Below are 17570 nucleotides of genomic sequence, written 5' to 3'. Positions count from 1 at the left end.
CAGAGTCGCACACCCAATGCAAACAGAATCCCGAGACGACTCCGGGCCTGACAGGACTGCAAGCACCGCCCGACTCGACATTTCATAAATCTGTTTCAAAACCGATACCCTCCTGTCACGACCCACGCTCAGGCAAGCGTCATCCAATAGAATGGGGATCTCATGAACAGAGTGTCAGCATTGGCCATAATGGCCATTCTTACCGCCGGCAGCGCCGCCGCGGAGATGAATTTCAACCGTATCGCCTCTTTCCCGGTCATCAGGAATATGGCCAGCGGTGAGGATACCAATCGCGAAAGCTCGCCTGAGATCATCGCGGCAACGGCGGATGGCAACACGCTGGTCTATACCGACAGCCCTCTGGGCGCCGTGGGCCTGATCGACATTACCGACCCGGTCCATCCCGCACCTCTGGGCAATATCGATATCGGTGGCGAACCCACCTCGGTGGCGGTTCTGGGCAACACCGCATTTGTGGGCGTGAACACCTCACAAAGCTACACCAATCCCTCGGGCAAACTGGTCGCGCTGGATGTGGCGACCAAAAAGATCATCACCTCCTGCGATCTGGGGGGCCAGCCCGACAGCATCGCCGCCGCGCCCGATGGGAGCTTTATCTCGGTCGCGATCGAGAATGAGCGCGACGAGGACCTCAATGACGGTGTCATCCCGCAACTGCCCGCCGGGTCCCTAGCCATGGTTGGCCTGTCCGTCGGCGAGTTGGACTGCACCAACATGAAGAACGTGGACCTGACTGATCTTGCCGAGATTGCGGGCAGCGATCCGGAACCGGAATTCGTCGATATCAACGGTCTGGGCGAAACCGTTGTCACCCTGCAGGAAAACAACCACATCGCCGTGGTGAACAGCCAAGGCGATGTGATCAGCCATTTCTCTGCCGGGGCGGTTGATCTGAATGGTATCGACGCCACGGACGAGCGCGGCGCGCTGATCTTCAATGAAAGCCAGACAGGCCGCCTGCGCGAGCCCGACGCGGTGAAATGGATCGATGATCAGCACTTCGCCACCGCCAATGAAGGCGATTATCAGGGCGGCTCGCGCGGCTGGACGATCTTCGCCAAGGACGGCACCGTGGTCTTTGACAGCGGCACCGATTTCGAACATGCTATCGTCCAGGTGGGCCACTACCCCGACAAACGCTCGGACAGCAAAGGGGTGGAGCCCGAAAGCGTAACCGCAGCGAGCTTTGGCGGCACGCCGATGATCTTTGTTGGGGCCGAGCGCGCCTCGATCGTCGGGGTCTATGACGCCACCGATCCGGCGAAGCCGGTGCTGAAACAGCTACTGCCCTCCGGCGTCGGGCCGGAAGGTTATGTGGCTATCCCCGAGCGCAATCTGCTGATCTCGGCCAATGAGAAAGACCTGATCGAAGATGGCGGCCCGCGCGCGCATGTCATGATCTACGAATATCAGGACGCCGAAGCCGCCTATCCGCATCTGACCTCTGCCGGGGCCAGTGAGTTGATCGGCTGGGGCGCAATGTCAGGCATGGTCGCGGATGAGGACGGCATGATCTGGGCGGTGAATGACAGCTTCTATGGGTTCCAGCCGTCGATCTTCAAGATCGATCCCAGCCAGACCCCGGCGCAGATCACCGAAGTGATCCGCATCACGCGCAACGGCGCACCTGCGCAGAAAATCGACCTTGAGGGCATCACGCTGGATGGCAAGGGCGGGTTTTATGTCGCCTCCGAGGGGCGCACCGATCGGGTGATCCCGCATGCGATCTATCACGTGCAGCCCGATGGCGCGATAAAGGACCGAAAGGGTGAGATCGGATTGCCCCCGGAACTGATGGCGGTCGAGAAGCGGTTCGGCTTCGAAGGCATCACCCGCATTGGCGACACGCTGTGGGTGGCCGTGCAGCGCGAGTGGAAGGACGATCCGGCAGATCACGTGAAGCTGGTCGCCTATAACCTCGAAAGCAAGGAATGGGGCGCGGTGCATTACCCCAAAGCCAAGCCGGATACCGGCTGGGTGGGCCTGAGCGAGATCACCGCCTTTGGCGATCATGTCTATGTGATCGAGCGGGACAATCAGCATGACGATCGCGCGGTGACCAAAAAGGTCTATCGCATTCCGCTGGCCGAGATGAAGCCCGCTCCGCTGGGCGGCGCATTGCCGGTGGTCAGCAAGGAACTGGTCCGCGACCTGCTGCCCGATCTGACATCGACCGGTGGTTACGTGCTGGACAAGATCGAAGGCCTCGCGATCCTGCCCTCGGGCGAAGGTTTCGTGATCAGCGACAATGATGGCGTCGATGACAGTTCCGGTGAGACCATGTTCTGGTCCATCGGCAATGTCAGCGAAGGCAGCTAGGAACGGAACGCCCAAGACCCAGCCTAAGAAAGGAAGTCCGGGCGTCCAACAAAACTCCGCCCCGCGTCTGGAGTGGCGCGGGGCGGTGCGAAAACCGGAGGTAAGCCCTGTTTTCGCGACCCCCTTGCCGGCTTGCGACGGTGCCGGCTGGGGGATTGGGTGTCTTAGTTTACCGGCTTGGCATCGACGACATCTGCCTCTGCCGCAGCAGGCGATCCGATCGCGATGCGGCGCGGTTTCAGCGCTTCGGGCACTTCGCGTTTCAGGTCGATATGCAGCATGCCGTTCTCATGGGTCGCGCCGGTGACGCGGACATGGTCCGCCAAGGCAAAGCGGCGCTCGAAGGCGCGGGTGGCGATACCACGGTGCAGGTATTTGCGCTCGGTCTCTTCGCTGGCCTTCTTGGCCGAAACGACAAGGGCATTTTCCTTGACTTCAACCGCCAGATCATCTTCGGCGAACCCGGCGACGGCGATCGAAATGCGGTAGCTGTCCGCATCGGTCTTTTCGATGTTGTAAGGCGGATAGCTGGGCTGAGCCACGTCGTTGTTCATGACACGGTCCATGATGTCGGCGATCTGGTCAAAGCCGACGCTGGCGCGGTGCATGGGTGCAAAATCAAAACTACGCATTTTTCGTGTATCCTCATTCTAGAGCGATGGACGATAAGCCCTCCGGTTGGACGGGCGGGTGAGTGATCGGGCCCCGAAGCGGCGACCCGATGCAATTCAGATGGGAACAAAAAGAGGGGTTTCAAGACCCGTTCGGGCGGATGAATTTCGCGCCAGAGCTGCTGCGGCCCGATCCGACGCCCAGCATCTTGATCCCGGCCTTGGGACGGGGCGCATCGCGATACAGCTGACGTTTCAGCTGCGCGACAATTTCGGGCAGTTCCATGCCGAACCCGATCTTCTGACCGTTATGCACCGCGCCCGCAGACAGAACCGAAAGGATCTGCCAGCGGCTACCGGATCTGGCCAGCAAGGCCGAGCCGGAAGAGCCGAAAGTCACATCGCAATCCACCACGATCATCCCTTCGTCGCGGTTCAGGATACGGCAGGAGCGCTGGCGCGAGATCGCTTCGTCGCGGCCCTGCCCATAAGAAGAAACGCTGATTTCCGCACCGTGGATGTTGCCGGAATGCAGGGCAAAAGGGTCTGCCACATCCAGCGGGATCGGAGCGGCCAGCCGCAACAGCGCCACATCGACGCGTATCCGGTCTGCTCCGTTTGGCCCATTGATCTGGAAGTTTTCCGGCACTGCAATCTGGATCACGTCCTGTTCAGCCAGCGCTCTGCCGTCGCTATACCCGGCCTTGAAGGTGATCTGACCGGGTTCAAGCCGTTTGCCGGTCGACTTACTGACAGCACAATGGGCCGCCGTCAGAACCAGATCCTTGGCGATCAGCGTTCCCGTGCAATACGACCCGCCGCCGAGCTCCAGCTTTCCGACCGCTTCCCAGCCCAGCAGGTCCTCGCGATCGGTCAGCCGCCGCAACCCGCTGTTCTGCGCCTGCAGCGGCAACGAGAGGCAAAAGCTCAGGAAAAGGACCAGAAACGCTTTCATGGCTTGATGAACTTCGCGCTGGTTGATCCGCTTCTGATCCGGTTGGGCGCGCGCGTTACCTGCCCAGGACCGCCATCCGCCATCAGTTCGGCGCGCAACAGTGCAAGCGACGCCTCAAGCCCCGCACCCAAAGCGACCCGGCCTCCATCCGCCTCGGCCTTGGCCGACACCACAGAAACGATGCGCGGCGTGCCATCCTGAAAGGAAAAGACTGGTGCCCCGGACGAGCCGAAATTGATATCGCAGGACATCACCAGAATGCCCTGTTGCCGCGCCATCACCGAACAGGCCCGCTGCAGCGACGGCGCATCAGCGCGGTCCTGCGCGTAAGATACGATGCCAACATCCTCGCCCCGATCCGGGTGGCTGCCGGTTGCGAAAGGCAGGATCGTGGTATTGCGGATCGGGCGGTCCAATTGGATCAGCGCCACATCATTGCGTACCCGCCGCGCCGAGATCTCTTCCTGATGTTTGTAGCCGGGATGGATTGCCGCGCGGCTGGCACCGCGATAGGCCAAGGCGTGGCCCTTGCGCCATCCCGCCAGAAACTCGATCCGGGACAGGTCGATCCGCTCATCCGAGGCACGCTGGAACAGGCAATGCGCAGCCGTCAACACCAGATCGGGTGCGATCAGCGCCCCGGTACAGAACCCCGCCCCGTCGATATCAAGACGCCCGACCGCCATCCACTCACGCGCCGAATCGGTGGTCTCCAGAGGTTTCAGCCCGCTATCCTGCGCCAGTCCCAATCCGGGCAGGCAGGCAAGCAACAGGGCTTTGATCACAGTACGCACATAAGGCTCCGCCAGCATTCGCCCTTTGGCTTACCCAAGTCATACGGCGAAATTACGGCAAGGTCATAGGCTTGCGCGCAGGTCCGGTATCGCCGTTTCACGACTGTGGGATTGCAGCAACGCCGGAGGTGTCGGCCCGCCGGTCGCCCAATCCAGCAACTCGACCGTATGAACCACCGGCAATGCCGTGCCCGAGCCGATCTGCATCATGCAACCGATATTGCCCGCCGCGATCACATCCGGGTTTCGGGCCTCAAGCGTGCGGATCTTGCGCTGCTTCAGCTTGCCCGAGATTTCCGGCTGCATCAGGTTGTAGGTCCCTGCGCTGCCGCAACACAGATGGCTGTCGGCGGGCTCGACAATGTCGAACCCGGCCCGGCGCAGCAGGGTTTTCGGATGCGTGGTGATCTTCTGCCCGTGCTGCAGCGAACAGGCCGCATGATAAGCCACGGTCATGTCGCGCGGCGCGGCCTCGGGCAGGTCCAGTTGCACCAGCAGTTCCGAGACATCCATCGCGATATCGGACACGCAGCGCGCCTCCTCGGCCAGCTCGCTGTTACGGAACATATGGCCGTAATCCTTTACGGTCGTGCCACAGCCCGACGTGTTGATGACGATCGCGTCCAGCCCCAGCCCGTCCATCTCTTGCGCCCAGGCGCGAATGTTGCGTGCGGCGGTGGCGTGGCTTTCGCCGGTCTTGCCCATGTGATGGGTCAGTGCGCCGCAGCAGCCCGCGCCCTCGGCCACCACAACCTCACATCCCAGCCGCCTGAGCAGGCGAATGGTGGCATCGTTGATATCGGTGTTCAGCGCTTTCTGCGCGCACCCGGTCATCAGCGCGACTCGTTTAAGACGCGGTCCTTCAGGCGCAAAGCTCTGCGGGTCGTCGTTGCGGCTGACCGGAGGGATGTGCCTTGGCGCCATATCCAGCATTGCCCGCAAGCGCGCATCAGGCATCAGAGCGCGGAATGGCCACGCCATTTTGGCCCCCAGCAAAGCCAGCCGAAACCGCGTCGGATAGGGCAGGATACGCGCCAGCACCCAGCGCAGAGCCCGGTCGCTGAAAGGGCGCTTGTAATTGGCCTCGATATATTCGCGCGCGTGATCGACCAGATGCATGTAATGCACGCCCGAGGGGCAGGTCGTCATGCAGGCCAGACAGGACAGGCAACGGTCGATATGCTTGACGGTCTTTTCATCCGGCACGCGCTCGTTTTCCAGCATGTCCTTGATCAGATAGATGCGCCCGCGCGGGCTGTCCAACTCATCGCCCAGCACCTGATAGGTGGGACAGGTTGCGGTGCAGAACCCGCAATGCACACAGCTCCGCAGAATCTCGTTGGAGCGTTTGATGGCCGGGTCTTGCAGTTGTTCGGGCGTAAATTCTGTCTGCATGATCTAGCCCATCAATCCGGGGTTAAAGCGGCCCTGCGGGTCGAACCGCGTGCGCAACGCCTGTTGGATCGCAGCCAGCGGGGCGGGCTGCGGGTGGAACATACCAAGCTGCGCGCGCGTTGCCTGGTTGGACCGGACCAGCGTTGCATGCCCGTCGAAACCGCCCAGCCGGGCGCGCAGATCGGACCCCTCTGACATCAAAGCCCAGATCAGGCCGCCACCCCAATCAAACAATAGCGCATCCGCCCCGGCCTTTTGTGCAAGACCCGGCGCGTCGCTGGGTCGGCAGGAAATCCGCCAGACATCACCCGCCCGATCGGCAAAGCCCCGAACATCGCGAATGTCGGACCAGAGATCCGGTGCCTCAGGGCGCGTGATGTCACCCCAGCGTGCCAACAGCTCGCTTAAACGATCTGCCCGGTAGGAGACCGAATCCGCAAACCCCTCAATCCGGGCAAAGACCTGCCCGCGCTCGGGATCATAGGCCGCGCCCGAAACTTCAAACGGAGACCCCAGCGCGTCGGACATCAGCCCGACCGCGCGCGCGGCATCGGGAACGGCGATGGCCAGCGTCTGGATGGCTTCGGGCTTGGGCAGTACCTTCAGCGAGACCTCGCTCAACACCCCCAGCGTGCCCCAGGACCCCGCCATCAGCTTCACCAGATCATATCCGGTCACATTCTTCATAACCCGGCCGCCATTCTTGATGACGGTGCCGTTCCCATCTACAAACCGCACCCCTAGCAGGAAGTCGCGGCAGGCCCCCGCCTGAACCCGCCTCGGACCCGAGATATTGGCCGCCACGACCCCGCCAATGGTCGGCGCGCCACGCGTGCCTAGCAGCACCCGGTGATCCATCGGCTCAAACGCCAGTCGCTGACCTTCGGCGTCCAGCGCGGCGTCGACCTCGGCCAGCGAAGTTCCCGCAGCGGCCACCAATGTCAGAGCACCCGGTTCATAAAGATGAATGCCCGTAAGGCGCGACATATCGAGCGCAGGCGCCGATCCGGCGGCACCTCGCGTGCCACCGCCAATAATGCAAACCGGACCGTTCAATCCGGCGACGATCTGCGCCAACTCTGTTTCTGACTCTGGTGTCATCCCAGCTCTTCTTTGTGTTTTGGGGAGATTTGCTGGCGACGGGTCACGCGCTGCGCCTCGGTGCCGAAGACCCGAGCGGAAAGACCTTGGCCGGGTTCAGTAGCCATTGCGGGTCAAATACATCTTTCACCGCCATCTGCGCCTCAAGGTCCTGGGGATTGTATTGGTGCAGCATCAGATCGCGCTTTTCGATGCCCACACCGTGCTCTCCAGTCAGGCACCCACCCGCATCGACACAAAGCCGCAAGATGTCGGCCCCGAAGGCTTCGCATTTCTCCAGATCGCCCGGCTTGTTGGCATCAAACAGGATCAGCGGGTGCATATTACCGTCGCCCGCGTGAAACACGTTGCCCACCGGCAGCCCATACTCCTTGCTCAATTCGCCAATTCGACGCAGGACCATGGACAGTTCCGAGACCGGGATCGTTCCATCCAGACACATATAGTCGTTGAGCTGCCCCATCGCGCCAAAGGCCGATTTGCGGCCCAGCCAGATCTTGGCGCTTTCCTCCGCCGACCCGCTTTCACGCAACTCGACAGGATTATGCCGCTTGGCGATCTCGATGATCTTGCCCAACTGGCTGTCGATCTCGGCCTCAGAGCCTTCGACCTCGACGATCAGCAGCGCCTCGCATTTGGGATAGCCCGCATGGGCGAAATTCTCGCAGGCCTCGATACAGAGCCGGTCCATGAACTCGATCGCGACCGGCAGAATACCGGATTTGATGATGTCCGACACGCATTCGCCCGCCACCGCGTTATCATCGAATCCGATCAGAACGGGGCGCGCGCCTTCAGGCTTGCGCAAGATACGCAGGGTGGCCTCGGTGACAACGCCCAACTGCCCTTCAGAGCCGCAGATGACGCCCAGCAGGTCCAGCCCGCCCGCATCCAGATGCGCGCCGCCAATCTCGACCACGGTGCCGTCCATCATCACCATAGTCACGCCCAGCAGGTTGTTGGTGGTCACCCCATATTTCAAGCAATGCGCGCCGCCGGAATTCATAGCGATATTGCCAGCGATGGCGCAGGCAAGTTGCGAGGACGGATCGGGCGCATAGAAAAAGTCGCGTTCTTCCACCGCGCCGCTGACGCTAAGATTGGTACGACCGGTCTGCACCCGGATGATCCGATTGTCATAGTCGGTTTCCAGCACGTCATTCATGCGCGCCACGCCCAGGATAACGCTGTCTTCGGTCGGCAATGCCCCCCCTGCCAGCGAAGTGCCGGAACCGCGCGGCACCACCGGCACGCCTTCCTCGTGGCAGATGCGCAGAACGTCCGAGACCTCTTGCGTGGACGCAGGCAGGACCGCAACCATCGGCGGGCAGCGATAGGCGGTCAGCGCATCACACTCATAAGCGCGCGTCTCGGAAATATCGTGGATCAGTGCATCCTCGGGCAATACAGTGCGCAGACGGGCCAGCAGGTGCGGCTTTCGCTCAAGAATCTTGGGATCTGGCGCAGGCATTTCCATAGCGGGACTCCATTTTGGTAATTTTATATTACCAATTTAGGCGTCTGGCAAGTCTCTCGCCCTGCCCTTATGGTCCCGGCATGTCCTGGATCGACCGAGCCTTGCTGTTTTCGCCGCTGGATTATGCCGCTGTCGCCCTGCTAGTGCTGGGCTGGCTGTGGATTGGCTGGCGGATCGAGAATGCCAACGCTAAGCGGCCCTCGGTCTCATATCTGATGGCGGATTTCCGGCGCGAATGGATGATGCAGATGGTCACCCGCGAGCCACGGGTGCTGGACAGCCAATTGATCGGACAATTGCGGCAGGGCACCACGTTTTTCGCCTCAGCCTCAATGATCGCCATCGGCGGCGGTCTGGCACTGGTCGGCAATACCGAGCGATTGGCCGGTGTCGCGCAGGAGCTCGCCATCGGCGATGCGCCCGCCTTTGTATGGGAGCTCAAGATCATCTGCGTCCTGCTGTTCCTGTCAAACGCGTTTCTGAAATATGTCTGGGCGCACCGCCTGTTTGGCTATTGCGCGGTGGTCATGGGCGCGGTGCCCAACGATCCCAAGGCTGAAAACGCCTATCCGCGCGCCAAACAAGCCGCTGAGTTAAGCACCACAGCCGCGCGCAGTTTCAATCGCGCCATGCGTTCGACCTATTTCGCGCTGACGGCGGTCGCCTGGATGCTTGGCCCCGCAGCGCTCGCGCTGGCCAGCATCATCACGCTGTCCATGCTCTATCGTCGCGAGTTTGTCTCACGGTCGCGCGAGATACTGCTGAACCCGCCCGCAGACACGCAAACTTGAATGCACGCCGGGCGCTTCGCCGCTAAGCTGCAGATATGAGATATGTTCTTCCCTTCCTGCTGCTGGCCGGACCAGTTCTGGCAGACCCGCCAACAATCGAAAAAGTGACTGCATCACAATCCGGGGGGGATTGGCGATTCGATGTCACCATCTCCCATCCCGATACCGGCTGGGATCACTATGCCGATGGCTGGCGCGTTCTGGACATGGACGGGAATGAGCTTGGCCTGCGCATCCTGCATCACCCGCATGAGCATGAGCAGCCCTTTACCCGCTCGCTCGGCTCTGCGCGTATCCCTGATGGAACGGTTCAGGTGCAGATCCAGGCCAGAGACAACGTTGATGGCTGGAATGAAGAGACCACGCTGGTCACCCTGAAATGATCCTCAGAACACCCTGAGGCTGAGACCTGCCGCCATTGCCGCGCCAATCTCGCGGCATTGTTCAAGCTGATCGGCCAGGATGTGCTTTTCGGCCAGAATCTCTGCGGGCGATTGGGCATGGGTGCAGATGATCAGCGGCGGTTGCACCTCTTTCAGCCGCCAGCCAGTGGCGATCCGCGCTATTTGCCGCGTCGCGTTTTCGCCATCGGACCCGGCGCAGACCATCTGCGCATAAGGTCGCCCCTCGATACGGCCCAGCACGGGATAGTAACACCGGTCAAAGAAATCTTTCATCACCCCGGAAATCGCAGCCAGATTCTCGGGCGCGCAAAAGAGGAAGCCATCGGCGCGCAACAGATCCTCCGGACCGGCCTGATCGGCGGGCTTGAGCACTGTCTCCGCTTCCTCCCGCGCCGCGTCGGCAGCGGCCTCCGCCATCTGGCGGCTGCCGCCGGTGCGCGAGTGGTACACGATCAAGAGCTGCGCCATGTCAAACCCTATGATAGGGGCCGCCCGACAGAATCGTGGCCGCCCGGTAAAGCTGTTCCGCCAACATCACCCGCACTAGCATATGCGGCCAGACCATCTTGCCAAACGATAGGGAAAAATCAGCCGCGGCGCGCAGGCCAGGGTCAATCCCATCTGCGCCGCCGATCACAAGGGCGACATCCTGACGACCCGCATCGCGCCAATTGCCCAGTCGCTGCGCAAATTCAGGCGAGGTCAGCGTGCGGCCACGCTCATCCAGCGTGCAGATCAGGCCACCCTTCGGGATCGCCTTGCGCAGCAACGCGTCCTCGGCGCCCATCCCGGCGTTTTTCTTGTCTTCAACTTCGATGATTCTTGCCGGGCCCAGCCCAAGCGCACGACCTGTCCTGTCAAAGCGCGCTAGGTAGTCGTCAATCAAATCCTTTTCCGGTCCGGCCCTCAGACGGCCGACCGCGCAAACGGAAATGCGCATCTTTCCCCGCTTCCGGCCGTCAAAATCGGCCGGGATAACGCCCTAGTTCGTCGAGGCGTTGCTACCTTGCGGCAGCCACATCTTTTCCAGCTGATAGAATTCGCGAACCTCGGGGCGGAAGATATGGACGATAACATCGCCCGTATCGATCAGCACCCAGTCGCCGGCATCCTTGCCTTCGACCTTGGCGGTGAATCCGAACTCCTGCTTGATCCGATCCGAGAGCTTCTCTGCCATGGCCGCGACCTGACGGGTCGAGCGACCCGAGACGATCACCATGTAATCACCGATCTCGGTCTTGCCGCGCAGATCGATCTGCACAACATCCTCGGCCTTGTCGTCTGTCAGAGAAGAAAGGATACGCTCTAGCAGCTTTTCGCTGGTAAGCTGGGATTGGGCCATCAAACCGGCCCGTTCATCGGCGGTAATTGCCGCCTCTGGATAAAGAGACAGGACATTGTCCTCCTTTGCAGCGCGCCGACCAACCTCCGGCGCTGAGGTATCTTAAATTTAACCCCGGCTACATCACATTTCAATGAAACCTACCACCTCATCGCGGGAATGTGCCCCAACGGCACCGCAAAACGCGCGCAGACCTTGATAGATGCGGCCCGGAACTGTATCTGGGCGCCATGAGACCCGATACGGCCCCTACCCTTGATCTGCAAGACCGCGCACGGCTGCGCGAACGGTTCTTTGGGGCTGCCCGCACGGTGCTGGCCCGCCTATAGGCGGCGTCCAGCCTTTCGCCAGCAATTCTCAAAAATACGGGAGAGGACCGATGTCCCCCAAAACACTCTATGACAAGATCTGGGATGCCCATGTCGCCCATGAGGCCGATGATGGCACCTGCCTGCTCTATATCGACCGCCATCTGGTGCACGAGGTGACCAGCCCGCAGGCCTTTGAAGGGCTGCGCATGGCAGGCCGCCCGGTGCGCGCGCCGGAAAAGACGATCGCAGTGCCGGATCACAATGTTCCGACCACGCCGGACCGCGTCAACGGAATCGACAATGAAGAAAGCCGCATTCAGGTTGAAGCGCTCGACAAGAACGCCAAGGATTTCGGCATCAACTACTACCCGGTGAACGACATCCGTCAGGGTATCGTGCATATCGTCGGCCCCGAACAGGGCTGGACCCTGCCCGGCATGACCGTGGTCTGCGGCGACAGCCACACTGCTACCCATGGCGCGTTTGGCGCACTGGCGCATGGCATCGGCACGTCCGAGGTCGAGCACGTGCTGGCCACCCAGACGCTGATCCAGAAGAAATCCAAGAACATGAAGGTCGAGATCACCGGCAAGCTGAACCCGGGCGTGACCGCCAAGGACATCACGCTGGCGGTTATTGGCGAGACCGGCACCGCCGGTGGCACCGGCTATGTGATCGAGTATTGCGGCGAGGCGATCCGTGACCTCACGATGGAAGGCCGCATGACCGTCTGCAACATGGCGATCGAAGGCGGCGCGCGCGCCGGTCTGATCGCCCCGGATGAGACCACATACGAGTATGTCAAAGGCCGCCCGCACGCCCCCAAAGGCGCACAATGGGAAGCGGCGCTGAACTGGTGGAAAACGCTCTATTCCGATGACGACGCCCATTGGGACAAGGTCGTGACCCTGCGCGGTGAAGATATCGCACCGGTCGTGACCTGGGGCACCTCGCCCGAAGATGTGCTGCCGATCACCGCCACCGTGCCCAGCCCCGAGGATTTCGAAGGCGGCAAGGTAGACGCGGCAAAACGGTCGCTGGACTATATGGGCCTTGAACCCGGCACGCCGCTCGACGAGATCGAGATCGACACTGTCTTCATCGGGTCCTGCACCAATGGCCGGATCGAGGATCTGCGTGCCGCCGCCGAGATTCTGAAGGGCAAGAAGGTCAAGGACGGCATGCGCGCCATGGTCGTGCCCGGCTCGGGCCTTGTTCGGGCGCAGGCCGAAGAAGAAGGCGTAGCACAGGTGTTCCGCGATGCGGGCTTTGAATGGCGGCTTGCCGGATGTTCCATGTGTCTGGCGATGAATCCCGACCAGTTGCAACCGGGGGAACGCTGTGCGGCGACCTCGAACCGCAACTTCGAAGGGCGTCAGGGACGGGGTGGGCGCACCCACCTTCTGTCACCCGCCATGGCCGCCGCTGCTGCCATCACAGGAAGGCTTACGGACGTTCGCGAACTGATGTAAGCTACGCTCAAGACTTGGCTTTTTGAGGAAAAAGAGACATGAGCGACTGGTTGAAATGGTTCCTGCTGGGACTGCTGTCGATCCTATTCGGCGTCATCGTTCTGGGGGCACCGGTGGTGGCTTCGGTCACCGTGACGTTGCTCACCGGTATCCTACTGCTGATCAGCGGTGGGTTGCAATTGGTGGGCGGCTTCTCGGTCGAGGGCACGGGCCGCAAGGTTCTGGCCATCATCATGGGCGCGGTCATGCTGTTCCTGGGCTGGTCGTTTCTGGCGCACCCGCTGGAAGGGACGCTGACGCTGGCCACGGTGGTGCTGATCCTGTTCATGGCAGGCGGCATCGCGCGGATCATCCTGTCGTTCCAGATGCGCGGCACCGGGCTTTTTGCACCGACGCTCATTTCCGGCATTCTGTCGATCATTCTTGCAGGGATCATCTGGATGTATGCCAGCGAAGACCCCACATGGTTGCTGAAACTGCTCGGAATTCTCTTGGGTATCGAAATGCTGTTCAACGGTTTCGGTCTGATCTTCATGGCGCTGTTCCTGCGCAAGAATGACGGCGAAGCCACCGACACGGAAATCAAGGAAAGCTAAGCGGTCCGGGGGCTGTCCCGACCGCGGGAGTAACAAAAATGGACAAGTTCGAAAGACTCACCGGTGTGGCTGCCCCCATGCCCCTGATCAATATCGACACCGATATGATCATCCCCAAGGTTCACCTGAAGACCATCAAACGCTCTGGCCTCGGCAAGAACCTGTTTGACGAGATGCGCTACCATGACCACGGCGGCGAAAAGGAAAACTTTGTTCTGAACCAACCCGCCTATCGCCAGGCCGAGATTCTGGTGGCGGGCGACAATTTCGGCTGCGGCTCGTCGCGCGAACACGCGCCCTGGGCAATCAAGGATTTCGGCATCCGCTGCGTGATCTCGACCAGCTTTGCCGACATCTTCTACAACAACTGCTTCAAGAACGGCATCCTTCCGATCGTTGTCGCCGAAGAGCACCACGACATCATCATGGAAGATGCCCATAAGGGCGAGAATGCCCGCATCTCGGTGCATCTGGACGTGCAGGAGATCATCACCTCCGATGGCGTCGTCATTGAGTTCGAAGTTGATGCGCATAAAAAGCACTGCCTGCTTCACGGGTTGGACGATATCGGTCAGACTATGGAGAAGGCCCATGCCATTGACGCTTTTGAAAGCAAAGCGGCCCAAGAGCGCCCCTGGGTCTGAGTGGTCGATGTGCTAGAATATGAGGCCGCGCAACTGCGCGGCCTTTTCCGTTTGCCCTTCACCAAATGCAGCAGGGATGCCGCTTAGTGCCCGACCTGTTCAACTTCGATCAAGACCTGATCGCCGGTTTTGTTGACGAATTCAGCCGGGCTGTTGGCACCAAGGGTGACCTAGCGTTTGCCTGCATCTACAGATCGGCGGATTTTCCGGACGACCGGCAGGTGTTCCGCGTCGTTATCGGCGATATCAACTATTCCCTCAAAAGTGATCGGACAGGGGATCAGACCGGTCGTCTTAGGGACGAATACGCCGTTTTGCGCAGGCTCCACGATCATTTCCTCCAGTTCGAAACCACCCGCATCATACGCCCCGAGTATCTGTCGCCGTCGGGGCTGTTCTTTGTCACCGAATATCTCGACCGGCCAACCGCCACCGAGTTGATCTACGCAACCCCCGACAACAATCAGGCGGCACAGGTCTATCGGCGGGCGGGGGCATGGCTGCACAACCTGCACGCCTTCAAAGAACAGACGAGCGGCGAATTCTGGCCCCAATGGATGTTCGAGGCGATCGCCACTTTGGTGCATGGTACGCCCAAAGCCGCCGCAACCAGCTATGCGCCAATGATCAACATGCTAAAGAGGCAAGGCGAGAACCTGACCCAGCGGCACGATACCTGTGGTTTTGCGCACGGGGATTTCCATGGTCGAAACCTGCTGCTTGGCAAGGGCGCAACCTATGGCATCGACTTTACCGAGGCGACCGAGAAACACCTGATCTATGACATCGTGGATTTTCTCAAGATGGATGTCTTTCGTCCCGCCACACCGGACGATCTGGACCGCAGCGGCATTCTGCGCGTCAACAAAGAGATGTTTCTGCGCCAGTACCATCATCCCATTGATATCGACATTCTCGATTTCTGCATCCGCACCCGATTGCTGATCGACTGGCTCTCCATCACTGAGGAGAAATACGCTAGTAGCAGTTTCCAGCGCCGCAAGTTCGATTTGCTCCATGGCCGACTGAACCAGGCAATGCGAATCTGGTGATATCCTGCAGTAGCGCAGATTCGAATCACGCAACCCAGAGAGGGCGCGTAAATCCGCCAATGCGCTTCGGGCCCCGCCTACCACAAGATGTAGTGCTCATCCTCTGATCAATTTGGGCACTTCGCCGGGATTGATGCAAGAACGCACCAGTTTTGCCACTTTTTTGCCTGGAATCACCTGTTAGTAAGGGGTTCCACTTGAGCGATGAGCGGATTCCTGCGCAAATTGCTCAAAACGATACTCGCCCTTTACGGGAAGGGCCAAGCAAGGAACGGGATCGGCAATGTATCGACCCGTCCGCTTTGAAGGGGTCGAATTGTGATTGGACGTATCACTGGCGCGGCAACGCGCGGATTGCTTGTGGCTGTGATGGTTGCCACGCCTGCACTCTACCTACCGGGCTATCTCACAAGCTCGGTCGAGATCGTAGTTCTCGTCGCGATCCTGGGGTTTATCCTGACATTTGCCGAATACAATTCGGCATTTCCGAGTTTTGTCGAATTCCGGGACGCTCCGCCGCTGAACCGTCTGCGATTTGTGGCCCTGATGTCGATGGTCACATTCCTGACATTGATCAGTAAGAACCAATATGAACCGACCAATGTGACTGCCCTGTTCTCGGGCCTTGGTCTGCTGACTGCGCATATGGTCGATTTCCCTTATTCCCCGGTCCGCCTGATCGTGCTGATGCTCCCGGATCACAGCTCGCTGGATACGATCAACGCCGTCCGTCTTTCGGCCGGTCTGGCCTATGTGCTATCTCTGACGACGATTCTGACCTTCTATTTCACGATCCGGGTGCGCGGCTGGCCTACCGGCAACGGCGCGTTCAACGTCTGGATCAACCTGCCGCTCTTTGATCCCACAACCGGTGGCGACGTAGTAGCGCGGCTGCAGAAAGACGGGCGCGCCAACATGGTCATCGGCTTCCTGCTACCCTTCGTGATCCCGGCCCTCATCAAGATCGCATCCAACTTCGTCAACCCTTTCCCAATGGACAACCCGCACACTCTGATCTGGGTGGTTAGCGCCTGGGCCTTCCTGCCCGCCAGCATGGTCATGCGCGGAATGGCAATGATGCGCGTTGCCGAACTGATCGAGGAAAAGCGCCGCCGCGCCTATGCCGACGCGGATACCGAGGCCATGCAGACTGCATGATCCACCTGGCCCTGGCGCTGCTGCTGGGGCTGCCAGCGATGGCCAACGCACAACCATTGCGCGTTGCCACCTACAACACCGAACTTAGCCGGGATGGTCCCGGCCTTTTCTTGCGTGATATTGAAACGGAACGCGACCCGCGCATTAGACAGGTGATCCAGAACATCACCCAGGTGAACCCGGACATCATTGTGTTGCAAAGCATCGACTGGGACCATGAAGGCAAAGCCCTGAGCGCCCTGACAGATAAGCTTGCAGATGCGGGGGCCCGGTTCGACCACATCCTGCATCTGCGCCCAAATAGCGGGATGGCAACCGATCTCGATCTCGACGGGGACGGCCTGACCGGCGGGCCCGGCGATGCACAGGGATATGGCGCCTTCGCGGGGCAGGGCGGTATCGCGATCCTGTCCAAGCATCCGATCCTGTATGAAGAGGTTCGGGATTTTTCGACCTTGCTCTGGCGCGATCTGCCCTGGGCGACCTTGCCGCAGGTGAATGGCCAGCCCTTCCCGTCCGCAGAGGCGCAAGAGGTCCAGCGCCTGTCGTCGACCGCCCATTGGGTTGTACCGATTGAGACCCCAACCGGCCGGATCGATCTCTTGACCTTTCAGGCCGGCCCGCCGGTTTTTGATGGACCCGAAGACCGTAACGGATTGCGCAACAGGGACGAGATACTGTTTTGGCGCCACTTTCTTGATGGTCAATTCGGCCCACCGCCCGAAGCGCGCCTGATTCTGTTAGGTGGCGCCAATCTGGACCCTCATGACAGCGACGGGCGTGGCGCGGCGATACGCTCTTTGCTGACCCATCCGAAACTGCAGGATACCACCCCCCAAAGCCGGGGCGCCGAACAGGCCCCGGATCAAGGCCACAAAACACCCAACGCGCTGGATACGGTGGACTGGGTGGGACCGGGCCGAATGCGGGTCGATTACATCCTGCCCTCCCGCGATTGGCAGGTGGCAGGATCGGGTGTCTTCTGGCCTGCGCCTGGCGATCCGATGTATGAGCACGCGGTCAAGGCGAGCCGCCACCGTCTGGTCTGGGCCGATCTGACCATCAATTGATGGGCCTCCGCAGAGCAATCAGATCAGCTCAATCCCGGTTCAACCCTTCGAACAGAG

General features: G+C 60.5%; 18 protein-coding genes. 9 read left to right on the top strand and 9 right to left on the bottom strand.

Annotated elements, in window-relative coordinates; translation table 11 throughout:
• Positions 1-189: 189 nt before the first annotated feature.
• Positions 190-2340 (top strand): esterase-like activity of phytase family protein, encoded by a 2151-nt coding sequence (locus Q5Y75_RS21390; RefSeq protein ID WP_306201401.1) that lies wholly within the window; start codon positions 190-192, stop codon positions 2338-2340.
• 164 nt (positions 2341-2504) lie between these two features.
• Here Q5Y75_RS21390 and Q5Y75_RS21385 read toward each other — a convergent pair whose 3' ends face one another.
• The 6 genes from Q5Y75_RS21385 to Q5Y75_RS21360 form a co-directional block, all read right to left on the bottom strand.
• On the bottom strand, positions 2505-2972 hold the full coding sequence (locus Q5Y75_RS21385; protein ID WP_306201400.1) for an Hsp20 family protein: 468 nt from the start codon (positions 2970-2972) through the stop codon (positions 2505-2507).
• A gap of 121 nt (positions 2973-3093) precedes the next feature.
• On the bottom strand, positions 3094-3906 hold the full coding sequence (locus Q5Y75_RS21380; RefSeq protein WP_306201398.1) for a trypsin-like serine peptidase: 813 nt from the start codon (positions 3904-3906) through the stop codon (positions 3094-3096).
• On the bottom strand, positions 3903-4700 hold the full coding sequence (locus tag Q5Y75_RS21375; protein ID WP_306201396.1) for a trypsin-like serine peptidase: 798 nt from the start codon (positions 4698-4700) through the stop codon (positions 3903-3905). The genes Q5Y75_RS21380 and Q5Y75_RS21375 overlap by 4 nt, the downstream gene beginning before the upstream one ends.
• A gap of 63 nt (positions 4701-4763) precedes the next feature.
• Positions 4764-6095, bottom strand: coding sequence for a glycolate oxidase subunit GlcF (gene glcF / locus Q5Y75_RS21370; protein WP_306201394.1), 1332 nt, complete (start codon positions 6093-6095; stop codon positions 4764-4766).
• 3 nt (positions 6096-6098) lie between these two features.
• Complete coding sequence (locus tag Q5Y75_RS21365; RefSeq protein WP_306201392.1) at positions 6099-7196, bottom strand: FAD-binding protein; 1098 nt, start codon at positions 7194-7196, stop codon at positions 6099-6101.
• 43 nt (positions 7197-7239) lie between these two features.
• Positions 7240-8673 carry an FAD-linked oxidase C-terminal domain-containing protein gene (locus Q5Y75_RS21360; RefSeq protein ID WP_306201390.1) on the bottom strand — a complete coding sequence of 478 codons (1434 nt, stop codon included), beginning with the start codon at positions 8671-8673 and terminating at the stop codon, positions 7240-7242.
• Positions 8674-8753: 80 nt separating this feature from the next.
• Here Q5Y75_RS21360 and Q5Y75_RS21355 point away from each other — a divergent pair, with 80 nt between their 5' ends.
• Complete coding sequence (locus Q5Y75_RS21355) at positions 8754-9464, top strand: DUF599 domain-containing protein (protein ID WP_306201388.1); 711 nt, start codon at positions 8754-8756, stop codon at positions 9462-9464.
• A gap of 35 nt (positions 9465-9499) precedes the next feature.
• Entirely contained in the window at positions 9500-9847 is a 348-nt protein-coding gene (locus Q5Y75_RS21350) for a hypothetical protein (protein WP_306201387.1), read from the top strand.
• Between the two features lie 3 nt (positions 9848-9850).
• Here Q5Y75_RS21350 and Q5Y75_RS21345 read toward each other — a convergent pair whose 3' ends face one another.
• From Q5Y75_RS21345 to rsfS, 3 genes are read right to left on the bottom strand one after another with little or no spacing between them, the layout of a single operon-like run.
• The gene (locus tag Q5Y75_RS21345) at positions 9851-10336 is read right to left on the bottom strand and encodes a flavodoxin family protein (protein WP_306201386.1); all 486 of its coding nucleotides are present in this window, start codon (positions 10334-10336) and stop codon (positions 9851-9853) included.
• Between the two features lies 1 nt (position 10337).
• Positions 10338-10808 (bottom strand): 23S rRNA (pseudouridine(1915)-N(3))-methyltransferase RlmH, encoded by a 471-nt coding sequence (gene rlmH, locus Q5Y75_RS21340; protein WP_306201384.1) that lies wholly within the window; start codon positions 10806-10808, stop codon positions 10338-10340.
• Between the two features lie 42 nt (positions 10809-10850).
• A complete protein-coding gene (gene rsfS / locus Q5Y75_RS21335; RefSeq protein ID WP_306201382.1) occupies positions 10851-11210 on the bottom strand; it encodes a ribosome silencing factor in 360 nt (119 codons plus the stop codon).
• 379 nt (positions 11211-11589) lie between these two features.
• Between rsfS and leuC the strand changes: the two genes are divergently transcribed.
• The 6 genes from leuC to Q5Y75_RS21305 all read left to right on the top strand — a co-directional run bounded on the left by leuC (position 11590) and on the right by Q5Y75_RS21305 (position 17513).
• On the top strand, positions 11590-12993 hold the full coding sequence (gene leuC, locus Q5Y75_RS21330; protein WP_306201380.1) for a 3-isopropylmalate dehydratase large subunit: 1404 nt from the start codon (positions 11590-11592) through the stop codon (positions 12991-12993).
• Positions 12994-13031: 38 nt separating this feature from the next.
• Positions 13032-13589 carry an HdeD family acid-resistance protein gene (locus Q5Y75_RS21325; protein WP_306201378.1) on the top strand — a complete coding sequence of 186 codons (558 nt, stop codon included), beginning with the start codon at positions 13032-13034 and terminating at the stop codon, positions 13587-13589.
• A gap of 38 nt (positions 13590-13627) precedes the next feature.
• Positions 13628-14233, top strand: coding sequence for a 3-isopropylmalate dehydratase small subunit (gene leuD, locus Q5Y75_RS21320; RefSeq protein ID WP_306201376.1), 606 nt, complete (start codon positions 13628-13630; stop codon positions 14231-14233).
• Between the two features lie 86 nt (positions 14234-14319).
• Positions 14320-15285, top strand: a complete 966-nt coding sequence (locus tag Q5Y75_RS21315; RefSeq protein ID WP_306201374.1) for a phosphotransferase — start codon at positions 14320-14322, stop codon at positions 15283-15285.
• Positions 15286-15603: 318 nt separating this feature from the next.
• Positions 15604-16443, top strand: a complete 840-nt coding sequence (locus Q5Y75_RS21310) for a hypothetical protein (RefSeq protein ID WP_306201373.1) — start codon at positions 15604-15606, stop codon at positions 16441-16443.
• On the top strand, positions 16440-17513 hold the full coding sequence (locus Q5Y75_RS21305) for an endonuclease/exonuclease/phosphatase family protein (protein WP_306201371.1): 1074 nt from the start codon (positions 16440-16442) through the stop codon (positions 17511-17513). The genes Q5Y75_RS21310 and Q5Y75_RS21305 overlap by 4 nt, the downstream gene beginning before the upstream one ends.
• Positions 17514-17570: the final 57 nt, after the last annotated feature.

The sequence above is a fragment of the Ruegeria discodermiae genome, from assembly GCF_030758345.1.
Taxonomy (GTDB): Bacteria; Pseudomonadota; Alphaproteobacteria; order Rhodobacterales; family Rhodobacteraceae; genus Ruegeria_C.
Note: the sequence above shows the minus strand (reverse complement) of the source record. Positions and strands in the feature narration are given on the sequence as shown.